The sequence below is a fragment of the Pseudomonas sp. RG1 genome (assembly GCF_025910115.1).
GTDB lineage: Bacteria > Pseudomonadota > Gammaproteobacteria > Pseudomonadales > Pseudomonadaceae > Aquipseudomonas > Aquipseudomonas atacamensis.
Window position 1 is genome coordinate 79,468 of sequence record NZ_JAPCIK010000028.1, and the last position, 18,134, is coordinate 97,601.

Genomic DNA, 18,134 nt, shown 5'->3' on the forward strand with positions numbered 1-18,134 from the left:
CGGCCGGCCTTACAACTGCCAGGAACCGATATCGGCATTCACGCCATCGCCGTCAGGCTGGCCATCGGCGCCGAGGGAAAAGATATCGACCTCACCATTCGCGCCCGGGTTGAGGTACTGATAAGGCCGGCCCCACGGGTCATTCGGCAAACGCTCCAGATACGAACGCCAGTTGCTGTTCTTCGCATCCGCCGGCCGCTCGACCAACACCTTCAGCCCCTGATTCATGCTCGGATACGTGCCGTGATCGAGGCGATACAACTTCAACGCCTGCATCAACCCACCAATATCCTGCTTCGCCGCCGTCGCCCGCGCCTGATCCGGCCGGTCAAGCACCTTGGGCACCACCATCGCCGCCAGAATCCCCAGAATCACCACCACCACCATGATCTCAATCAAGGTAAAACCCTGCTGCCCACGCGGCATGCGCGGCGACTGACTGAGCGTTTTCAAAGGTGCGATATCCATCTCGACATTCCCTGGCTTGATCCGAATTCGACGCGCAGTGTTGCAAGAAGATATGTCAGGGATGTTGAAAATCCTCGGGTGTTTCCGTCGTCAAGCCGTCAAGGACGGGGGTTAGCGTCGAGGGCTGGGTTTTGCTTTTGGGCCACGTATGCGCGCGCGAACGCGAGAGGAAGGTTTCACCCTGATTGAAGTGCTGGTGGCACTGGCGATCATCGCCGTCGCCATGTCCGCCGCCGTGCGAGTGGCGGGGTTGATGACGCAGAGTAATGGGCTGTTGCGGGATCGATCGATCGCGCTGATTGCCGTGCAGAGCCGGATGGCTGAGCTGCGGTTGGAGGGGCGATTGCCGAATGGGATGAAGGCTGTTGAATGTGATCAAGGAAGATTGTTGTTGCGCTGCGAACAGGTGATCGCCAGCGCAGAGAATGGACGGTTGCTCAAAGTGAATGTGCAGGTATTCGACCGCAGCCAGGATGCGCCGCCGCTGGCACGGCTGGAGACCCTGTTGTCCCGATCCCTAGAAAATTGAATGACGGCAGTAACTCACCCGCTCTCGCCAGTCGTAGCGGCAAGGCAACGTCACTCGTGCGCAATGCTCTCGACAGATTGCCCCGTAAGGCACGGCTCCTGTTCCAGGGTTCCGTCGGGCCAGTAGCGCTTGCTTCTCGCGGGAGGGGCTTCCTTCGCCAGTTCTTGATCAGCAGGATCAAATGCGCAGGAATACCCTCCTTCTCCATCAAACTCCATGTCGACGGTCACGGGAAATCGGTTGGTTCAGCAGCCAACGATTCGGGTGCTGCCTTCAACTCGACCCATCGACTGGCCTTGAGCGCCAGACCTCGCGATGCCGGCGTGGCTCTGTAAGATACCTTGCCCCGCAGTCGATCCTGCACGGCGCTACTATCGCCACCACCTGATGGATGTCCCCAGGTCACTACCCGTCCATCAGCCGTCAGCGCCGTGAAACCATGAGCGTTGCTATAAAGCGCCAGAACCTGGGTCAGTTCGCTCGCGACCGGTGTTGTATCGCCACCAGACGTGGCATCTCCCCAAGCGACCACCGTGCCATTCTTGCGCAAAGCTGCAAACGCCGTTGAGGCCCCGCACACCTGAACGATATCGTCCAGCCGGGCGATATCGGCAGGCACTGCTCCACCATAGCTGGCATCGCACCAGGCCACGACATGGCCATTGCCGCGACGTGCGGCAAAAGCAAACAAGGTGGAGCTGACTTCAACGATGTCTGTCAGGTCACCGATCAGCGGATCGATCCTCCCGCCATACATAGCGTGGCCCCATGCCACCACTCGCCCGGTGCTGCGCCTTGCCGTAAATGCCCCGCCGTTCGCACAGGTCAATTCGATAATGTCCGTCATCGCTGCGATCTCGGCTGAAACAGCGCCGCCAAAATAAGGGTTGCCCCAGGCGACAACCCGACCATTGGAACGAAGTGCAGCGAAACCTCCACCACCGCCAATCACGTCTTCAATATCAGTCAAACTGGCAATCTGGTCCGGAATCACCCCACCATACACGTCCCATCCCCACGCCATAACTTTGCCGTCCGTGCGGATAGCAGCGAAAGCGTGGGCCGCCGCAACAATTCGAACAATATCCTTGCGGTCACCTATCTCATCTGGAACGGTACCGCCATTGATGCCGGTGCCCCATGCGAATACTTGCCCGGGAGATTTCAGCCCTGCGAAAGCACCTTGGTTGCCGATGACCTCAACGAACCCCAGCGGATCAATACCGATCATGCTCCCGCCTTCGGTTGCCGAACCCCAGGCCACCACAGCGCCGTTGGCTCTACGGGCGGCATAAGCGCTGCGGGCACAGCTGACTTCTACGATGTCATCCATGGTGATAATGGCTGAAGGAATATCCGCACCATGCGCAGCGTTGCCCCAGCCCGCGACGTCGCCGACGTCACGATGGGCAACGAATGCCGCGCGCCCCTTGACATCGCCTCCGATGCCATTGCCGATAATGTTCGCCGGGTTGAGCGTGACCTGATCTTCAGAGGTGCGCACCTGCAGTGGCTCCTGCGGTTTCGAATCCCGCCAGGTGGCAGCGGTTACCCAGTCATTATCAGAGGGGTATTTCCACTGGGCCTGAAGTGGCAGCCCCGTGGTTACGTTGAATGCACTGAGGATGCGAGTGGCGCCGGAGGCACGAAGTGTGCTGCGGTTGTAGCGTGCCCCCATGATTTTCAAGGTGCCGTTGCCGATCACCCGGCGTATATCGTAGACACTCGGGTTCGACGGCCCATCCGTACTGCCCGTTTGCCGCAAAACCGTATAGAACATCGAGATACTTCCTTCGAGATTGGCAATGATCACGGCGTGCGGCACCTTGATCGCACGCAACTCCTTGCCCGCCTCGGTAGCGAGAACGGTATGCGGGTAGGTTGTCGTGTTTTTTCCAACGACTGTCACGGTGATCTCATCATCGGTTTGCAGCGCTGCCGATTCCCCGATCACGACGGTTGCACCGCCCGGATAAACATCGTCCGGGCTCAATTGGTCTTCTTTGGCTTCGCTGGAGCTGGCGACCGGAAGCTTGATTTCCTGCGCCGTGCCGACTGAAAAGGTCAATGGATTCGACTGGCTGTTAGTGTCGGTTTCCTTACGCCATATTTTGTAGCTTACCGAGACCTTGTGATCGCGATTTGGCTCAAGGTGAGTAGCGATAAACTGCGCATTCAAACTGAACGCAATGTCCCTATCCTGGTTGAGTACGGTGATATCGATAGAGTCAGTATGCGGTCCGCTTTTCTCACCTTGCCAGTCATACGTAACCTTATCGCCCGGCTTCGTCGGCGTGAAAGATCGAGGAGCAATCAGTCGCGTGACCCCATTGGGCAGGTCGGCGGGTTCGAGCGCGCCGTCTTTTTCACCTTCCACAATAGGCGAGACCAGTTCGAACCTGGGTTCGCCCACATTCAAGGACGCAGCGGAGCGCGACGTTCGTCCGACCGCTTGCCCTCCTTCCTCACGCCAGTGGACGTAAGACAGGATCAGCGTTCCGCCTTCGAGCGCTTTGACGTGCACGCCATCAACCTTGATAAAAAAACCATCATCCTGTGCAAGTTCGTCGGCATTCGGGAAGTACCATTCCAGCGGCGGGTTATAGATGCCGTTAGGGCGTTGGCCGAACCAGACAAGCTCGATCGCATCGCCCACATTGAACGTGTCGTTCTTGGGGATCAAAACACGCGTGCTAGGCAGATCGGGATTGAGCGCCCCCTCCTTTTCGTCCTCTGCGACAGGAGCTTCCAGCCGCACCGCCTCCCCATTGACTTGCACGAACTGACCCTTGGAACGAAAGGTGTCAGTTGCGCGAACGACCTTGTATTCAAAAACAACCTGAGTCTTGACCAGTTTTCTAAGGTCCGCATTGAGCAATGCGAACTCGTAGATATGTGGCAAATTGTCGACGATTTGCTCGGGCGCCTTGAGCTCGACCGAATCGCCTTCGAGTGTAGTGCCGCGAACTTTCAACTCGATAATGTCGCCATGCTCAAACTCGGGTGCTTTGGCAAAAACCTGCGCGAGAATGGCGTCGTCATTCAAAGAATCCAGATCCAGTACATTGTTGACCGCCTGTTTGGCAATCGGCGCCGTCAGCAAGGCGGTACCAAGAGAGACTTTTATCCGGGTCTCCTTGCACCAGTCTTCGGAGTAGTTGTGCACGATGTCGCGCACACGGAAGGCGACTGCCAGGCCCACCTCATCAGTGTCGCCCGCTTTCTCGATGAAATTGCGAGTTACCAGGATCGTAATGGGATTGCCGGCCGGATCATTGATCTGCTCGGCCGTTACCGGGGCAGATGAAATAAAAACACCGCCCCAACTGCACTCGCAACAATCCCCGATCGCAATGTCAGGATAAGGTTTGCCGGTGGGCGACTCGTTTCTGATGGTGATGGGTACACCTTTATCAGCGGTCTCGCTATCAACTATGCCCTGAACAATTTCCTCAGGAATGTGCATGAACAGATTGGAATGGCCCGGCCCTTCATCGGTGTCTTGTCCGCCAGGAATTTCCAACTTGACATAGATTTTGACCGGCGGCGTGAACGTCTCCCTGGCATTGTTCCCGGCCTCCACCCAATAAGTCAGTTCCTTGGAACCGGTCGCCAAATGACGCGGTGCTACAAAGAGCGTCACGCGATCACCGACCTCTGCCTCGTCGAAGATGACATGCCGATCAACCTCCTTGCCATCCAGCAACAACACAGTAACGTCACCGCGTCGCATTTCATTCCAAGCCGGGACGAATACCTCCAGTCCGTGGTCTGGATAAACTTCCATCGCAGCGGCACGATTGATTCCCCATTCACCGGAAGGAAGTATCGGCTTCGTACGACCGGTGATTTCCGGTTCTCTGAGCGCCAGTATTGAATTTCTTGCGTGTGCTTCCTGGGCCATGATCAAGCACTCCATTCGGTGGGGGGCGATGGAGATGTTATGAACCGCTGCCGGATGGCTGTCACCTGTCAAACCTGACAGGTAGAGGTAATTTCCAGACGAACGGATGTGGCCGCCAACGCACTGTTTCAACGACGAATAGCACGCTCTGTGGAAGCGAGCCTGCTCAAGCAGGCGCCAGCCCAGACAACAAATCAACCCCCTGGCGCCCCGCACATCACATCACCCCGCCACCTCCAAATTATCCATCATCCGATTCACCGCCATCTCTCCCAACATGATCAGTTGAGCAACCCCCAACAACGCCCGCCGCTGCGGCGCCGGCAACAAACTGGAAATGTCCTGAGCAATCGTCTTTGCCGAAGCCAGCGTTTCACTCGCATCAGCCAGCAGTTCTTCATTCTTGGTATCCGCCGTCACCGCATACATCCCCCGCGCCTTACGTGACGGAGGCAGGAGATTGTTTGGCGACAGGTAATGATCGAGCGCGCGGTCAGCGGCTTCGTGGAGCTTGTTTGAATCGAGGGATTCGTAGGAGACGTGGGATCGGTTTCGGGCGGGTTTGGTGTTGGTTTTGATCACGAGTGAACCATGGCACTTCGACAATCCGAAATTAGTTCATCCAGATAAGGGGATATTTTCTCCGCGTCTACGAAAGCTAGAGCCTGATTAGCGGCTTCCCGTAGAGGCTGCCATTCACATTGATCAAATATCGACCGATCATCGCAATGGATAGCCGACTCAGGCAAGGAACTGCACAAGTCCCAAACATGCTGCAGTCCACTCCGAACATCCTTTTGCATCGCGGCCCCACACACTGTTAGTGCTTCATGCAAAGGCAGCATTGTTTTCGACCAAACCTCACAGGCTGGGCAATCAGGAATCGTTTGTCGCTGCTCATCAGCATTCATAGCCAAGAAGGTAAGCCCCCGAATTGCCAAGCAAACAGCAAGAACTCGTCGGTACTCGCTCTGCCCGTACCAGTTCCAAATCGTAGTTGAAAACTCCATCACCAACTCCGCGAGGTCGGTTGACCATTCAAATATGAGTCCATCGAGTGAATTCCTTTAACGTTCTAAAGACAGCAACCGACCCACTATCATGAACTTCAGCGCCGGCCACAGAACCAGCGATCCACACCGACCCCCGCGGGAGCGAGCCTGCTCGCGAAGGCGCCAAAGCTTACTCCAATCAAGCCTTGGCCCCGTCTTCTAAATCACCCCGCCACCTCCAAATTATCCATCACCCGATTCACCGCCAGTTCCCCCAGCATGATCAACTGCGCAACCCCCAACAATGCCCGCCGCTGCGGCGCCGGCAGCAAACTGGAAATGTCCTGAGCAATCGTCTTCGCCGAAGCAAGCGTTTCACTCGCATCAGCCAGCAGTTCTTCGTTTTTGGTATCAGCGGTAACGGCGTACATCCCACGCGCCTTACGTGGCGGCGGCAGGAGATTGTTTGGCGACAGGTAATGATCAAGCGCGCGGTCAGCGGCTTCGTGGAGCTTGTTGGAATCGAGGGATTCGTAGGGAGACGTGGGATCGGTTTCGGGCGGGTTGGGTGTTGGTTTGATCATGGTGAAGCTCCTTGATTATTGGAGCCGCCACGTTTCGCTGCGAAACGAAGAGAGGTGGCAGCTGTACGCAGGTTCGCAGACCGGGAATCAAGGAACCCGGCATACCCGAAGGTATCCCGCGCACAGCCGCCATAAAGCACCATTGCCAAAAATGACAACGAACTGGAGCGCTGCGCGCCTTGATTGATCCGGGCTGCGAAACCCGATCGCTGATTCGTCAGCGACGCGACCACAATAGAACCCGCCCCTTAGGCGCACAAGCCGGCGGATTCTGGCGTAGCTGTAGGCAAAGGCGCAAGGATATGTAGCCTGGTAGCGTGACTGGAGATGTCTTTTTAAACGTTGGTGTTTATTGATTGCCCTTCCTTATCGTCCTGCCCTATGAGTCGTTTCGGACAGCAGCGCGGAACAGAGCCGCCTATCGATTTCGATGCGCAGCGATTAGCACGGCTTCATCTCGTTACTAGTCGCAAACCTGGCATGTGAGGACGCGATATCGTCGCTACCTGAACCGTCTACCAAGACTTCACATGCTATTGCATGGAGGCAAGCATCCCCACGTGTTCACATACTCCCAGAGGAGACGACGCTCCAGGTATTTGATATATGCCGTCGTGTACGGCTCCCCGAGAGCCACTGGGCAGGCTGATACCCAAAGATGGCCGGGCGTTGCGTCCGGCATATTCCGTTTAAAAGTGTGCCCACCTGAGTGACCGGGCTTCCCGTTGAAAGCCGAGGTATTAAACTCCCAAAGGCGACGGCCGAGGGTGCGCTGCGACGTCTCTCCTATGTAGATGATCGCTTCATGATGCGCTCGATAACTGTCGGGCTTTGTATCGCTACAAGCGATGAAATACACCCCCGGCGAATCCTTTCCCGGCACCTCTCCACGATTCTCCCAAGAACGCCACTCGCAAAACCCCACTTCACCGTGCATGTTGATTCCTTTGCTTGAAAAAAATACCCGACCTGCCACTCCAAAACCGCCAACCCATTAGCTTGTAGGACCATTCAGACTGTCAGTTCTAAATAGATCCGTCTTCTTTCCTGTCCACATATCCCTAAAGAAATGGTCACCCTCACATCCCAAAGCAACCCCGCTCGCCGCAAACGCGTCCCTGTTCCGTCTGGCCCTCTGATGTCCCGCGACTGAATTACCGGAATTGGTCAGGATGACTATGCTGTTGACTCAGCTAGCTGAAAAAAATAGTCGGACGATACCAATGTCGAGGTTGATCCATAGGACGCAAGCCACCGATTTGACAGCAAATCACCCTGGTAAATAAAGCAGCGGAGTGCAGATGAAAGTCATCGCTTTTTTAGCCATATATTTTGCAGGTGGGGTTGCCCTGTTTCCTTTTCTCGACCTCATGCGTCCCGTAGGTGTTCTCCTCGACCATTTCTATTCACAAATTTTCCTGGGGTCCGACGCTGATGTAGCACAACGACTGAGCCTGAGCTTTATCTACGCAAGTCTGTTTCATTTGGTGTGGTCGGCTTTATTTTCTGAAGCTGCTAAAAGATGGGCATCCTCGGTTAGCGTCAGAGACGTGTGCTATCTAGCTTTTCAGTGTCTGAGTCTTTTTTCCATCAGCCTGATAAGCCTCGGGTTGGTTGGAGTAACCAGCCAACACGTTCCCCGTACGGACTTTCATCAATATTTCACTTTTTTGGTGATCTGCATGCTTCTGGGTCTGTGGGCGTGGTCGCTCAAGGATTTTTTGGTGGCAGCCTTTCATTGCACCGGAAGAAGAATCACAGGAACCACTAAATAAAAGCAGGCAATAATCCAAGGCAGTTTTACTAAGCTGGATTCATGGCAGTTTCAATTTTCGATGGCTAAGCGCTATGGCCGAAAGCAACCAACTAGGGAGGCAAGACTTTCCCGAAGGGCTGTCACCGAGAGTCACCGTCCCCCGGAACCTCACATCCAATTCCGAAATTTTTGTCGAGCTAAAATCCGCCGTATGAACTGTCAAATGAAGACTTCGATCCTCGTATTTTTCGCACTTTACTGCATGGGTATCAGCGCAACGTTTGCCGATGACTCACAGGCGTCAAACGACAAGCGCGGGCCAGCAGGCATCGTCGTCGGTGAGCGTTTGGCTGCGGCCAAGTCCAAGCTCGTCAAACAAGGATGGAAGCCAACGCCGATGCACACCACCGACGGGTATGAATACAGTGGCGTGGAGAAGGAGCTGGCTACACGCAAGTACTTCGAACTGGACACCTGCTCGTTTGATAGCTCGCGCTGCATCTTGTACTACTCGAAGAAAGGCTCTTGCCTGCGCGTCGATACCATCGGTGAGCAGTTCAACGACATGACGGTGACGCGATGGATCGACGAATGTCCTGAAGCGGCTGAATAATCACGTAAAACTAAACCGACCCGCTCCCACAGGTTTCAGCGACGAACACAACGTCCCTGATTAACACAAAACCCTGTGGGAGCCAGCCTGCTGGCGATAGCGGATTATCAGGCAGCACAAACAGCGCATCTGCCATCGCTGCCATCCCTACTCCACATCAACCCGGCAATTCCAAATTATCTAGCGCCCGATTCACCGCCAGCTCCCCCAGCATGATCAACTGCGCAACCCCCAACAATGCCCGCCGCTGCGGCGCTGGCAGCAAACTGGAAATGTCCTGAGCAATCGTCTTCGCCGAAGCAAGCGTTTCACTCGCATCAGCCAGCAGTTCTTCATTCTTGGTATCCGCCGTCACCGCATACATCCCACGCGCCTTGCGCGGCGGAGGCAGGAGATTGTTTGGCGACAGGTAATGATCGAGCGCGCGGTCGGCGGCTTCGTGGAGTTTGTTGGAATCGAGGGATTCGTAGGGAGATGTGGGATCGGTTTCGGGCGGGTTGGGTGTTGGTTTGATCATGGTGAAGCTCCATTTTTATACCTGGTGGAACCACCAAAACCTGTCGCTAAACAAGTAAGGGCGGCAGCTGTGCGCGGGTTAGCGAACCGAGAGGTATAAGACCCGGCAGACCCGAAGGTCTCCCACGCACAGCCACCATAGCGTCATCGCAAACGTCTGCGACAAACTGGAGCGTCGTTGTACTTATACCTGGTCAGGTCGCTAAACCCGGTCACTGGGTTGCCAGCGACACGTAGACGATAAAGACCAGGTACAAAGCGCACAAGCCGGCGGATTCTGGCGTAGCTGTAGGCAAAGGCGCAAGAGTGTGTAGCCTGAGAGCGTGTCTAGAGGTGTCTTTTTAAACATTTATGTTCATGAGGCGCAATTGCGCCACGTTAGGCGGGACAGATGCGTCCCCAATGGCCTGTTGAGCTGACTTTGACTCGTGGAAACGGCAGCTTTCGGCCTACAGCAGCCTCTCCTTTGGCATTTGGTACACTGCGGTCGAATCGTCCTGTCTTGTTGGGTACCGACTTCAGCCTAGTGGTTTATGAACCTGGACTATGCTATCCAGACATATCTTCCCGGCTTAGAATGGCACGGAACCCACCATGTCCTTAAAGGTGAAAAAATGTTTATTAAGTCCTTAGAGTATTCAGAGTCACCGGGAGATCCCCGGAGCTGGAAAGTCACCGGCTTAGATTTTGGGAATATAAATCTCATAGTCGGTAAAAATGCAAGCGGGAAGTCTCGCGTAATTAGCGCCCTTTTTGGTTTGGCACAAATAGTTGCAGGTAGGATCCCGCCAAAATTCTCAAGCGGCAAATGGAAGGTTATATTTGAGAGAACGAAAGGCCAAATGGTCGAAGAACAGCTATATATTCTTGAGCTTTCTTCGGGAAAGGTTGTGTCTGAAGCTATGTCTATTGCCGGTCGGCTGGTTATGGCAAGAGATGACTCTGGCAAAGGTTTCGTCTTAAAAAAGACTGGATCGGATCGGGTAAGCTATAAAGTCCCTAGCGATCAGTTGATGGTAGTCGTGCGCAGGGATGAAATCCAGCATCCATTTTTTGAGCACATGTATAACTGGGGTGTAACAGCTTGCTGCTATCGATTCGGCTCAGATTTCGGAAAATCAACGCTATCAGCCAATCTCCAGTCGATGGAGTTGGCAGAGCTTAATATGAGTGAGCTAGCAGATAATGTAGGTCACGTCTTTCATGTAACAACTGAAAGGTTTGGTGCAGATTATAAAAAAATGTTGATGGAAGACTTTTCCAATATTGGATATTTTTGCGAGGACATTCTTACTACTCAAGTCGTCAATCATCAATCGCCAAGCTTAGTAGGTTTTGCACTAGCCGTTCGGGAGAAAGGGTTTAAATTTCTCACGACGCAGGGCGAAATGTCGCAAGGCATGTACAGAGCCCTTGCCATACTCATTCAGTTTAACGCAAATATACTTTGGACCCGAGCGAGTATGGTAGGTCGCGAACCTAAGCCTGGCGACTCACCGATGGTCATTGTTGACGACATCGGGGAAGGTCTGGATTTTGAGCGATCTAAGTCGCTCATTAAGTTGCTGGTTGAAAAAGCAGAGAAAAATTCTGTGCAACTGATAATGGCTTCAAATGATCGCTTTATCATGAATGTCGTGCCGCTAGAGCACTGGATCGTTTTACATCGGCAAGAGGGAAAAGTACGCGCCTTTAATAACACAAACTCAAAGGCGGCGTTCCAAGAATTTGAGTTTATGGGGTTAAGCAATTTTGACTTTTTTTCTGGTAAGTTTTTTTTGACTGAAGACAGTGTATGAAAAAGGTTGCCATATTTGTAGAGGGATATACTGAATTTTACTTTGTTGAAAGATTGATAGAAGAGGTCGCAGGCTGGGGCCAAGTAAGAATTCACTTGGCGCGGCAGCATGGTGGCGTGCTGAATATCATAAAAACTTCAGGAGCTCCTGAAGACGTAGCAGTCTTGACAATAATGTTGGTAAATTGTTGCGGTGATGGCTCGGTAAAATCATTCATTCTTGAGCGAAAGTCGCGCCTGATTCAGCAAGGATATTCTTACGTTCTCGGATTGCAAGACCTATATCCGAAAACATTGGATAACCTAGAAAGGTTCAAAATTGGCATTTCCACAGGATTGGATGATCCGAATATCAAAATCGAGATATGCATAGCAGTCGCCGAGGTGGAATCTTGGTTCTTGAATGAGGCAAGTCACTTCATAAAAATGGATGAGGCGCTTACGGGAGATTTCATTAAGGCTAGTGTCGGCTTTCATCCAGTAGATGATTGTGCAGAAACGACTGTAAGACACCCTGCTCGCATGCTTCACGACATTTACGTATTGATTGGAGAGCAATATAAGAAAAGAGAAACCGAGATTAAGCGGCTGGTAGGAGCCTTGGATTATGGAGAGTTATATGAAACTGTTAGAGCCAAGTCGGAATCGCTAGATTTTTTCTTCCAGCGAGTCGATTCATTTTTTGAGGTAGAGGCAGCTGCTGAAAGCACATAAAGAATTTTTGGCCACACAACTTTCGAATTATAGTATCTTATTTAGTAGACCCTTCTGAGCTCTCCCATTGGCAAATTGCAGCTTTTCGTGAATGGCCGAGAGCCAGATTTTAGCAGTCACAGAAACCACGAAAGTACTCGATCATTCCAAAGTTAGTGAAGACGCTGATATCGACGAAGTGATTCAAAGAAACCCATGGGTTACTCTCCGCATGGTCTAAACAATCCCAGCATAGCGAAAAAGTATCAAATTAAATCTGGCTTCTTCACTCTTATCAAGATGCTCGCACAACCCGCGTTTCGGCTATAAAACAAGCAGGAACGAGAGCCGTAAATCATACATTAAACTCGGATAAATACACTCCACAGCCAATTGACTGACAACTAGGAAGCGACATGACACTAATTGAGCTTTTGTCCTCGACCGTAGTTTCGGCGATGGTGGCCGCACTAGTAACACTGAGATCTTCAGAAAGAAAAATAGAGATTGAGAACGTCACACAAGAGCGGGCAAAGTGGCGAGACAAGATTCGCCTCAATGCATTGGAAGTTCACAGAGCATCTGTGACCAATAACAATCCAAGACTTTCGGAGCTGCACTTAATATTTGAACACATGCTCAATCCGCTCGACTCTGAAGATAATGGTATTTTGGCCAGTATTTGCAAACTGAATGACCCCTCAGAGTCGAACACTGAGCTTTCCGAGTTTTCAAAGCGTATTGCTTTGCTACTAAAGCATGATTGGGATCGCGCTAAGCTAGAAGCTAGTCCCTGGCCATGGCCATGGCCCTTCAATAAAGCAAGGCGGACGAAATATTGCTAATGGGTGCCCCCCGTGAATCCAAGTTGATCGTCGAAAATGCCAATGCTTCACAAAGCAATGACGACTGTCTATTAATCGGCCCTAGTTTTCCAGACATTTTCTAACGACCGCTCTCAACTGTTCGCCGCTACTTACGAACGGCCAGTTTGGCCGAGGCTGTGTGAAAACGTTCTTCAGCGCGACAGGTACTCAAAACCGGACTGGAAATCGCGATTCTTCGTGAAGTCTACATCTGCTGACGCGTAGATAAATTTCAGATTTAACGTAGACGCGCACACTTCAATTTTGGCGAAGCGTTTTTACACGCTCTGGGCCGATAGCGGACAAACACAATTGTCCGTTTTGGAATAAAAGCAAACCCCAAGACCTCGGGGTTCTCCCTTTTTCCTGACTCTACCATTCCGGCCGGATCAGCCTCGGCATCTGCACCCCCTCCCCCAACCTCTCCACCCCCAACCGCACCCTCTCCCCACCCCGCTCAATCACCACCCCATCCCCCCCAACCCCCACCAACTTCACCCCTACCCCAACCTTCTCCCCCACCAAAAAACTCCTCGGCGCGCCATCGTTCAAACTCAATATCGCCACCGTCCCACTCCCGCCTGCGATCACCCCGCTCACCTTGATATCCACCGGCGCGGTCTCATTGGAAAACCACTGCAACGCCGGGCTATCACTCCTCGCCGCGAGCACTTGCGGGGCGGCCGCTGGGGTATGCGATTCCGCCGTGGTCAGCAGCAGCGACGACCATGTCGCGACGCCCACCAGGGCGGCGAGCAGGGCCAGGGCCTGGACGGTTTGCGCCGGGGTGATCCGTGCGGTGAATTTCATGGGTTGTCGCTCCTTGTTGTCCCTGTTGCCAGCCTACGCGGCAATTCTCTCCGTTTTATTTCACATGCCTTACATGTTCGCCGGGCACGATGGGGTGGGACGCCAAGGAGCGCGTGGGTGATGAGCAGGCAGCAGGGTTTTACGTTGATCGAGTTGATGGTGGTGCTGGTGATTATTGGCATTGCCAGTGCGGCGATCAGTTTGAGTATCAGGCCCGATCCGTTGCAGTTGTTGCGCAAGGATGCCGAGCGGGTTGCGCAGTTGTTGCAGGTGGCGCAGGCCGAGGCTCGCGCGGATGGGCGGCCGATTGTGTGGGTGACGGATGCCAAGGGGTTTCGGTTTGGTCGGCGTGGGGATGATGGCGTGGGGTTTGAGTCGTTCAAGGAGGATGCGCAGTTGCGCCCGCGTGCGTGGCAGAGCCCGAAGGTCGAGGTGCGTGTGGAGCCTCGGCAGACGGTGGTGCTGAATGCCGAGTGGATCAATCCGCCGTTGCGGCTGATTTTGTCGGATGGGGCCAATCGGCTGAGTGTGCTGCGCGATGGCAGTGGGCGGATCAGTGTTCAATGAAGACTCAGCAAGGGTTCACTCTGATTGAGGTGATGGTCGCGATTCTGCTGATGGCGGTGGTGAGTCTGATTGCCTGGCGCGGGCTGGACAGTGTGACGCGGGCGGACAGTCATTTGCAGGCCAGCAGTGAGCAGAGCGATGGGTTGTTGCGGGTGTTGAATCAGTTGCAGCGGGATGTGGACATGCGCGCGGGGGTGGAGTTGAGCGAGCCGCGCAAGGTTGGGGCTGAGGATGAGGCGCCGATTGCGCCGCCGGCAGTGACGGTGCGCAGTAGCGACAGCAAGGGGTTTCGGCTGGACATTATTCGTAGCGCGGCGGATCAGCCGGGGGCGTTGCAGCGGGTGCGGTGGTGGGTCAAGGGGGATACGTTGTATCGGGCGGTGGCTGAGGCGCGCAGTCGCTATCCGTTGCCGGCGCCTGGGAATGGGGTGGCGGTGTTGCGTGAGGTGAGTGATGTGCAGGTGCGGGTTTGGGAGGTGGATAAGGGATGGCGGCAGTTGAGCGGGAATCGGCGGGAGGATCCGTTGGGATTGGAAGTTAGTTTGAGTCGGCAGACGGCGCAGGGGGTTGAGCGTTATCGGCAGGTGATTGGGTTGTTGCAATAGCCGGGATCACCGCAGTTTTTGTAGGAGTGAGCCTGCTCGCGATTGCGGTGGGTCAGTCAATGTTGTTGTTACTGGTAGACCGCTTTCGCGAGCAGGCTCGCTCCCACAATTGAATTGGGGGCAGTCAGCTTTAGGTTGGGTGGCTGTTAGGCCGTTATCGCTGGCAAGCCAGCTCCCACAGGGATCGAGTGCGACCGGAAGATATTGGTCAGCTGGTAGACCGCTTTCGCGAGCAGGCTCGCTCCCACAATTGGGTTGGGGGCGGTCAGTTGCAGGTTGGGTGGCTGTTAGACCGTCATCGCTGGCAAGCCAGCTCCCACAGGGATCGAGTGCGACCGGAAAATATTGGTCAGCTGGGCAACCGCTTTCGCGAGCAGGCTCGCTCCCACAATTGAATCGGGGGCGGTCAGTTGCAGGTTGGGTGGCTGTTAGGCCGTTATCGCTGGCAAGCCAGCTCCCGCAGGGTTCGAGTGCGACCGGAAGATATTGGTCAGATGGTAGACCGCTTTCGCGAGCAGGCTCGCTCCCACAATTGGGTTGGGGGCGGTCAGTTGCAGGTTGGGTGGCTGTTAGGCCGTCATCGCTGGCAAGCCAGCTCCCACAGGGTTCGAGTGCGACCGGACGATATTGGTCAGTTGGGCAACCGCTTTCGCGAGCAGGCTCGCTCCCACAGGGGATCTGTGTGTGGCAGGCAGTTAGCTGAGGACGACGACGCCGCCCGGCAGTTCGGTGCATTTGACGCCGTAGGCGTCGCGGATCAGCAAGGCGACGCCGGCGAGTTGGTCGAGGTTGAAGCGGGCCTGGACGCGGCGTTGGCCGAGTTCGCGGTTGAGCAGCAGGAGCATGCCGGGGCGGTAGCGGTTGATTTCGTCGATCATCTGGCTGAGGGTCGCGCCGTTGAACACCAGCACTTGTTGGCGCCAGTTCATCACGGCGGCGGTGTCGACGGTTTGCACGTTGCCGATTTGCCGTGCGTCGTAGGTGACTTGCTGGCCCGCTTCGAGGCGCAGGTTGCGGCCTTCGATGGCGACGTCGACCGTGCCGTCGAGGCAGGTCACGCAGACTTGCTGGTCGGTGTTGCGCAGGTTGAAGCGCGCCTGACTGGCGCGCAACCACCCTGCTCCGGCCTGCATCGCCAGTGGCAGACGTGCGGTTTGCACTTCGACTTCGCCGCTGACCAGTTCAAAGCCCTGCACGCCGTTTTCGACGCTGCGCTGGTTGATGCGGGTCTGGGTGTTGAGTTCGAGGCTGACGCCTTGCGCCGGTTCGACCCGCCGTTGCTGGCCGACTTCGGTGATGTAGTCGGCGCCCAACCCTTCGAAGCCGCCGGGAATCGTGCCGCGCACCAGCAGGAACGCGGCGGATGCGGCAATCGCGCCGCCGAGAAATGCCCGTCGACCGAAGCTGCGTCGGCCCTGCACGGCTTCGGCGGCCGGTTGCAGGTGATGCCACAGCCGCTTGGCTTCTTCGAACGCCTGGGCATGTTCGCCACTTTGCGCGCACCATTCGCGCAGGGCGCGGGCGTCGGCGACGGTGGCGCGGCCCGAGGTCAGCAGGATCAGCCAGTCGTGGGCTTCGCTGTGCAGAGACTCGGTGGCCGAGGGCTCGGCGGGTTTCAGTCGAAAGATGTTCAAACGCGCAAATTCTCAACGGATTAATCGGGTCACTATTCGCTAGACGGTTTTCCGGCCCCGCGACCGAACCGCTGAAACACTTTTCTTTCAAGTTTCGCTGCGCAGAAGCCCAGCGCGGCTTTGATTTCCTTCTCGACCATGCGCGTGGAAATGCCGAAACGCTGGGAGATTTCCAGGTGTGGCGCCTCTTCCAGCCGCGCGGCGATGAAGATTCGCCGACGTCGTGCGGGCAGTTCGTACAAGGCGCTGAGCAGCGCCTGCATCTCTTTTTGCCCGCCTACCACCCGCGCCGGGTCGAGGGCTTCGTCGCCCAGTTGCAGCAGTTCCTCGACTTCGGTGCCGGTGAGCAGGCGCGCATCGGCCTGACGGCGGTCGGCGGCGATGTTGAGGGCCATGCGATACAGGTAGGCGTTGGGCTTGAGCAGGTTCGGCGGGGTCTCCATGCGATCGACCCGCAGCCAGGTTTCGTGCAGCACGTCGTTGGCCAGATCCTCGGAGCCGAGGCGGCGGCGCAGGCGCACGCGAAAATCCTCGTAGGAGCTGAGGAACAGCTGGCCCATCGTGCTTTGTCCGGCGTCTTTCATCCCCCGGAAACTCCTTCCCATCTCGTGCATTCCATGCGTTTCCCTGACGACTCCGGTAACAACAGCAACGTGACCGGCTGGCGCAAGGCGCTGGGCGTCGGCCGATCGATTATGAGGTTGCGAAAACTTTCCACCAGCGCGTTATCGCGCCGTACATCGCCGGTCGAAGTGACCAACCGGTTGTGCTGCACCACGCCGTCGCGCCCGACCCACACCTGCAACACCGCGCGATAACTGCCCGGCCGGGTCAGCGGCGAACGACAAAGCTTGCGCTCGATCGCCGCTTGCACCGCCGTCGCGTAACTGCGGTTGACCGCGACAGCGGCCGGCGTGGGTTTGTCCGTCGGCACTGGCAGGTCTTCCACCTGCGCCGCTTGCAGGGTGAACGCGTCGGCGCGGGCATAACGCGCCATCAACCCGGTGCCGCCGAGCAGATGGCGCAAGGCGTCGGCGGCGGTGAATTCGCCATCCACGGCGAGGGAGCGACGGCCCCGGCTCAACTGACTGTCGACCAACACCGCGACGCCCGTGGCGCGGCTGTATTGATCCAACGCCCGGGCCAGCTCCTGCGCCGGGATGTGCAAGGTCATGCGCATGTCCGCCGCTGCCGGATCAGCATTGGCCGCGCAGGTCAGCAGACCGAGCAGCCACCCCAGGCCCGCGCGGCGCACAAGCGTCGCCGAGCGCTGAAGACTGATCCGCGAACTGCCTCGCTGCACGACTGGCGCACCCCTGAAAATCGCTATCCTGCGGGGCATTTATGACTCTGGTATGACGGGCAGTGCAAAAAAACCATCACGGGTTTTGCGCCGCGCTTGCACTAGACTCAAACCCAGAGCGGCCCAATCGGGCGGGCCAGGAGGCGGACATGAAAACACGGTGGATGTGGGTCTTGCTGATGACGGTGGGCGCGGCGCAGGCGGAGGAGCCGCTGGGTTGTGTCGAGGTCACGGTCGGCGGTTACAAGGCGCCGAATTACGATTGCCTGAGCCAGCAGATGGGCAACAACCCCGACGGCGCGGCGGCGGCGCAGAAGAACATGGAAGCGTTGAATGTGCCGGTGCACAAGCGCGCGCCGAATCAGGTCGGACTGGCGACCCCGGCCGCGACCAGTACGCGGATGGGGAATACGTTTGGCACATCAGTGAAACCGCAGCGACCGCCGCAGTGAAGGACTGATCGTTCCCACGCTCCTGCGTGGGAATGCAGCCCGGG

At 55.8% G+C, this 18,134-nt stretch carries 17 protein-coding genes and 1 pseudogene; 9 read left to right on the forward strand and 9 right to left on the reverse strand.

Features of this window, described 5'->3' with window-relative positions; all coding sequences use genetic code 11:
* Window positions 1-9: 9 nt before the first annotated feature.
* On the reverse strand, window positions 10-468 hold the full coding sequence (gspG, locus tag OK411_RS16425) for a type II secretion system major pseudopilin GspG (protein WP_056789534.1): 459 nt from the start codon (window positions 466-468) through the stop codon (window positions 10-12).
* A gap of 148 nt (window positions 469-616) precedes the next feature.
* On the opposite strand from gspG, the gene gspI reads away from it, so the two are divergent.
* A complete protein-coding gene (gspI, locus tag OK411_RS16430; protein WP_264365371.1) occupies window positions 617-997 on the forward strand; it encodes a type II secretion system minor pseudopilin GspI in 381 nt (126 codons plus the stop codon).
* Between the two features lie 226 nt (window positions 998-1,223).
* On the opposite strand, the gene OK411_RS16435 is transcribed toward gspI, so the two are convergent.
* From OK411_RS16435 to OK411_RS16445, 3 genes and pseudogenes are all read right to left on the reverse strand, one after another.
* Window positions 1,224-4,901, reverse strand: coding sequence for an RCC1 domain-containing protein (locus OK411_RS16435; protein ID WP_264365372.1), 3,678 nt, complete (start codon window positions 4,899-4,901; stop codon window positions 1,224-1,226).
* 222 nt (window positions 4,902-5,123) lie between these two features.
* Window positions 5,124-5,476: pseudogene (locus OK411_RS16440) on the reverse strand (DUF6124 family protein); the annotation flags it as partial.
* A 641-nt stretch (window positions 5,477-6,117) separates the two neighbouring features.
* Window positions 6,118-6,477 (reverse strand): DUF6124 family protein, encoded by a 360-nt coding sequence (locus OK411_RS16445; protein WP_016774969.1) that lies wholly within the window; start codon window positions 6,475-6,477, stop codon window positions 6,118-6,120.
* Between the two features lie 1,301 nt (window positions 6,478-7,778).
* On the opposite strand from OK411_RS16445, the gene OK411_RS16450 reads away from it, so the two are divergent.
* Together OK411_RS16450 and OK411_RS16455 are read left to right on the forward strand one after the other, a co-directional pair.
* Complete coding sequence (locus OK411_RS16450; RefSeq protein WP_264365373.1) at window positions 7,779-8,252, forward strand: hypothetical protein; 474 nt, start codon at window positions 7,779-7,781, stop codon at window positions 8,250-8,252.
* Between the two features lie 204 nt (window positions 8,253-8,456).
* Window positions 8,457-8,846, forward strand: a complete 390-nt coding sequence (locus OK411_RS16455) for a hypothetical protein (protein WP_264365374.1) — start codon at window positions 8,457-8,459, stop codon at window positions 8,844-8,846.
* A gap of 157 nt (window positions 8,847-9,003) precedes the next feature.
* On the opposite strand, the gene OK411_RS16460 is transcribed toward OK411_RS16455, so the two are convergent.
* Complete coding sequence (locus tag OK411_RS16460) at window positions 9,004-9,363, reverse strand: DUF6124 family protein (protein ID WP_065616219.1); 360 nt, start codon at window positions 9,361-9,363, stop codon at window positions 9,004-9,006.
* 532 nt (window positions 9,364-9,895) lie between these two features.
* Between OK411_RS16460 and OK411_RS16465 the strand changes: the two genes are divergently transcribed.
* From OK411_RS16465 to OK411_RS16475, 3 genes are all read left to right on the forward strand, one after another.
* Window positions 9,896-11,161 (forward strand): AAA family ATPase, encoded by a 1,266-nt coding sequence (locus OK411_RS16465; RefSeq protein WP_264365375.1) that lies wholly within the window; start codon window positions 9,896-9,898, stop codon window positions 11,159-11,161.
* The gene (locus tag OK411_RS16470) at window positions 11,158-11,874 is read left to right on the forward strand and encodes a hypothetical protein (protein ID WP_264365376.1); all 717 of its coding nucleotides are present in this window, start codon (window positions 11,158-11,160) and stop codon (window positions 11,872-11,874) included. The genes OK411_RS16465 and OK411_RS16470 overlap by 4 nt, the downstream gene beginning before the upstream one ends.
* A gap of 395 nt (window positions 11,875-12,269) precedes the next feature.
* The gene (locus tag OK411_RS16475; protein WP_264365377.1) at window positions 12,270-12,698 is read left to right on the forward strand and encodes a hypothetical protein; all 429 of its coding nucleotides are present in this window, start codon (window positions 12,270-12,272) and stop codon (window positions 12,696-12,698) included.
* Between the two features lie 393 nt (window positions 12,699-13,091).
* Here the strand turns inward: OK411_RS16475 and OK411_RS16480 are convergent, their stop codons facing one another.
* Window positions 13,092-13,529, reverse strand: coding sequence for a type II secretion system protein N (locus tag OK411_RS16480; RefSeq protein ID WP_264365378.1), 438 nt, complete (start codon window positions 13,527-13,529; stop codon window positions 13,092-13,094).
* Window positions 13,530-13,649: 120 nt separating this feature from the next.
* On the opposite strand from OK411_RS16480, the gene OK411_RS16485 reads away from it, so the two are divergent.
* A complete protein-coding gene (locus OK411_RS16485; protein WP_151552732.1) occupies window positions 13,650-14,096 on the forward strand; it encodes a GspH/FimT family pseudopilin in 447 nt (148 codons plus the stop codon).
* Window positions 14,093-14,701 (forward strand): prepilin-type N-terminal cleavage/methylation domain-containing protein, encoded by a 609-nt coding sequence (locus OK411_RS16490; RefSeq protein WP_264365379.1) that lies wholly within the window; start codon window positions 14,093-14,095, stop codon window positions 14,699-14,701. The genes OK411_RS16485 and OK411_RS16490 overlap by 4 nt, the downstream gene beginning before the upstream one ends.
* 695 nt (window positions 14,702-15,396) lie before the next feature.
* Here OK411_RS16490 and OK411_RS16495 read toward each other — a convergent pair.
* From OK411_RS16495 to OK411_RS16505, 3 genes are read right to left on the reverse strand one after another with little or no spacing between them, the layout of a single operon-like run.
* Entirely contained in the window at window positions 15,397-16,335 is a 939-nt protein-coding gene (locus OK411_RS16495) for a FecR family protein (protein ID WP_264365380.1), read from the reverse strand.
* A gap of 32 nt (window positions 16,336-16,367) precedes the next feature.
* Window positions 16,368-16,919, reverse strand: a complete 552-nt coding sequence (locus tag OK411_RS16500) for an RNA polymerase sigma factor (protein ID WP_041480103.1) — start codon at window positions 16,917-16,919, stop codon at window positions 16,368-16,370.
* Window positions 16,916-17,638, reverse strand: coding sequence for a secretin and TonB N-terminal domain-containing protein (locus OK411_RS16505; RefSeq protein ID WP_264365381.1), 723 nt, complete (start codon window positions 17,636-17,638; stop codon window positions 16,916-16,918). The genes OK411_RS16500 and OK411_RS16505 overlap by 4 nt, the downstream gene beginning before the upstream one ends.
* 149 nt (window positions 17,639-17,787) lie before the next feature.
* Here OK411_RS16505 and OK411_RS16510 point away from each other — a divergent pair, with 149 nt between their 5' ends.
* Window positions 17,788-18,090: a hypothetical protein gene (locus OK411_RS16510; protein WP_016774979.1), complete on the forward strand. Its 303-nt coding sequence runs from the start codon at window positions 17,788-17,790 to the stop codon at window positions 18,088-18,090.
* Window positions 18,091-18,134: the final 44 nt, after the last annotated feature.

Coding starts and splice junctions, on each gene's coding strand:
- OK411_RS16435 (WP_264365372.1), bottom strand. CDS start 4,901: ATGGCCCAGGAAGCACACGCAAGAAATTCAATACTGGCGCTCAGAGAA.
- OK411_RS16510 (WP_016774979.1), top strand. CDS start 17,788: ATGAAAACACGGTGGATGTGGGTCTTGCTGATGACGGTGGGCGCGGCG.
- OK411_RS16470 (WP_264365376.1), top strand. CDS start 11,158: ATGAAAAAGGTTGCCATATTTGTAGAGGGATATACTGAATTTTACTTT.
- OK411_RS16460 (WP_065616219.1), bottom strand. CDS start 9,363: ATGATCAAACCAACACCCAACCCGCCCGAAACCGATCCCACATCTCCC.
- OK411_RS16455 (WP_264365374.1), top strand. CDS start 8,457: ATGAAGACTTCGATCCTCGTATTTTTCGCACTTTACTGCATGGGTATC.
- OK411_RS16445 (WP_016774969.1), bottom strand. CDS start 6,477: ATGATCAAACCAACACCCAACCCGCCCGAAACCGATCCCACGTCTCCC.
- OK411_RS16500 (WP_041480103.1), bottom strand. CDS start 16,919: ATGAAAGACGCCGGACAAAGCACGATGGGCCAGCTGTTCCTCAGCTCC.
- OK411_RS16450 (WP_264365373.1), top strand. CDS start 7,779: ATGAAAGTCATCGCTTTTTTAGCCATATATTTTGCAGGTGGGGTTGCC.
- OK411_RS16490 (WP_264365379.1), top strand. CDS start 14,093: ATGAAGACTCAGCAAGGGTTCACTCTGATTGAGGTGATGGTCGCGATT.
- OK411_RS16475 (WP_264365377.1), top strand. CDS start 12,270: ATGACACTAATTGAGCTTTTGTCCTCGACCGTAGTTTCGGCGATGGTG.
- gspG (WP_056789534.1), bottom strand. CDS start 468: ATGGATATCGCACCTTTGAAAACGCTCAGTCAGTCGCCGCGCATGCCG.
- OK411_RS16465 (WP_264365375.1), top strand. CDS start 9,896: ATGAACCTGGACTATGCTATCCAGACATATCTTCCCGGCTTAGAATGG.
- OK411_RS16485 (WP_151552732.1), top strand. CDS start 13,650: ATGAGCAGGCAGCAGGGTTTTACGTTGATCGAGTTGATGGTGGTGCTG.
- OK411_RS16480 (WP_264365378.1), bottom strand. CDS start 13,529: ATGAAATTCACCGCACGGATCACCCCGGCGCAAACCGTCCAGGCCCTG.
- gspI (WP_264365371.1), top strand. CDS start 617: ATGCGCGCGCGAACGCGAGAGGAAGGTTTCACCCTGATTGAAGTGCTG.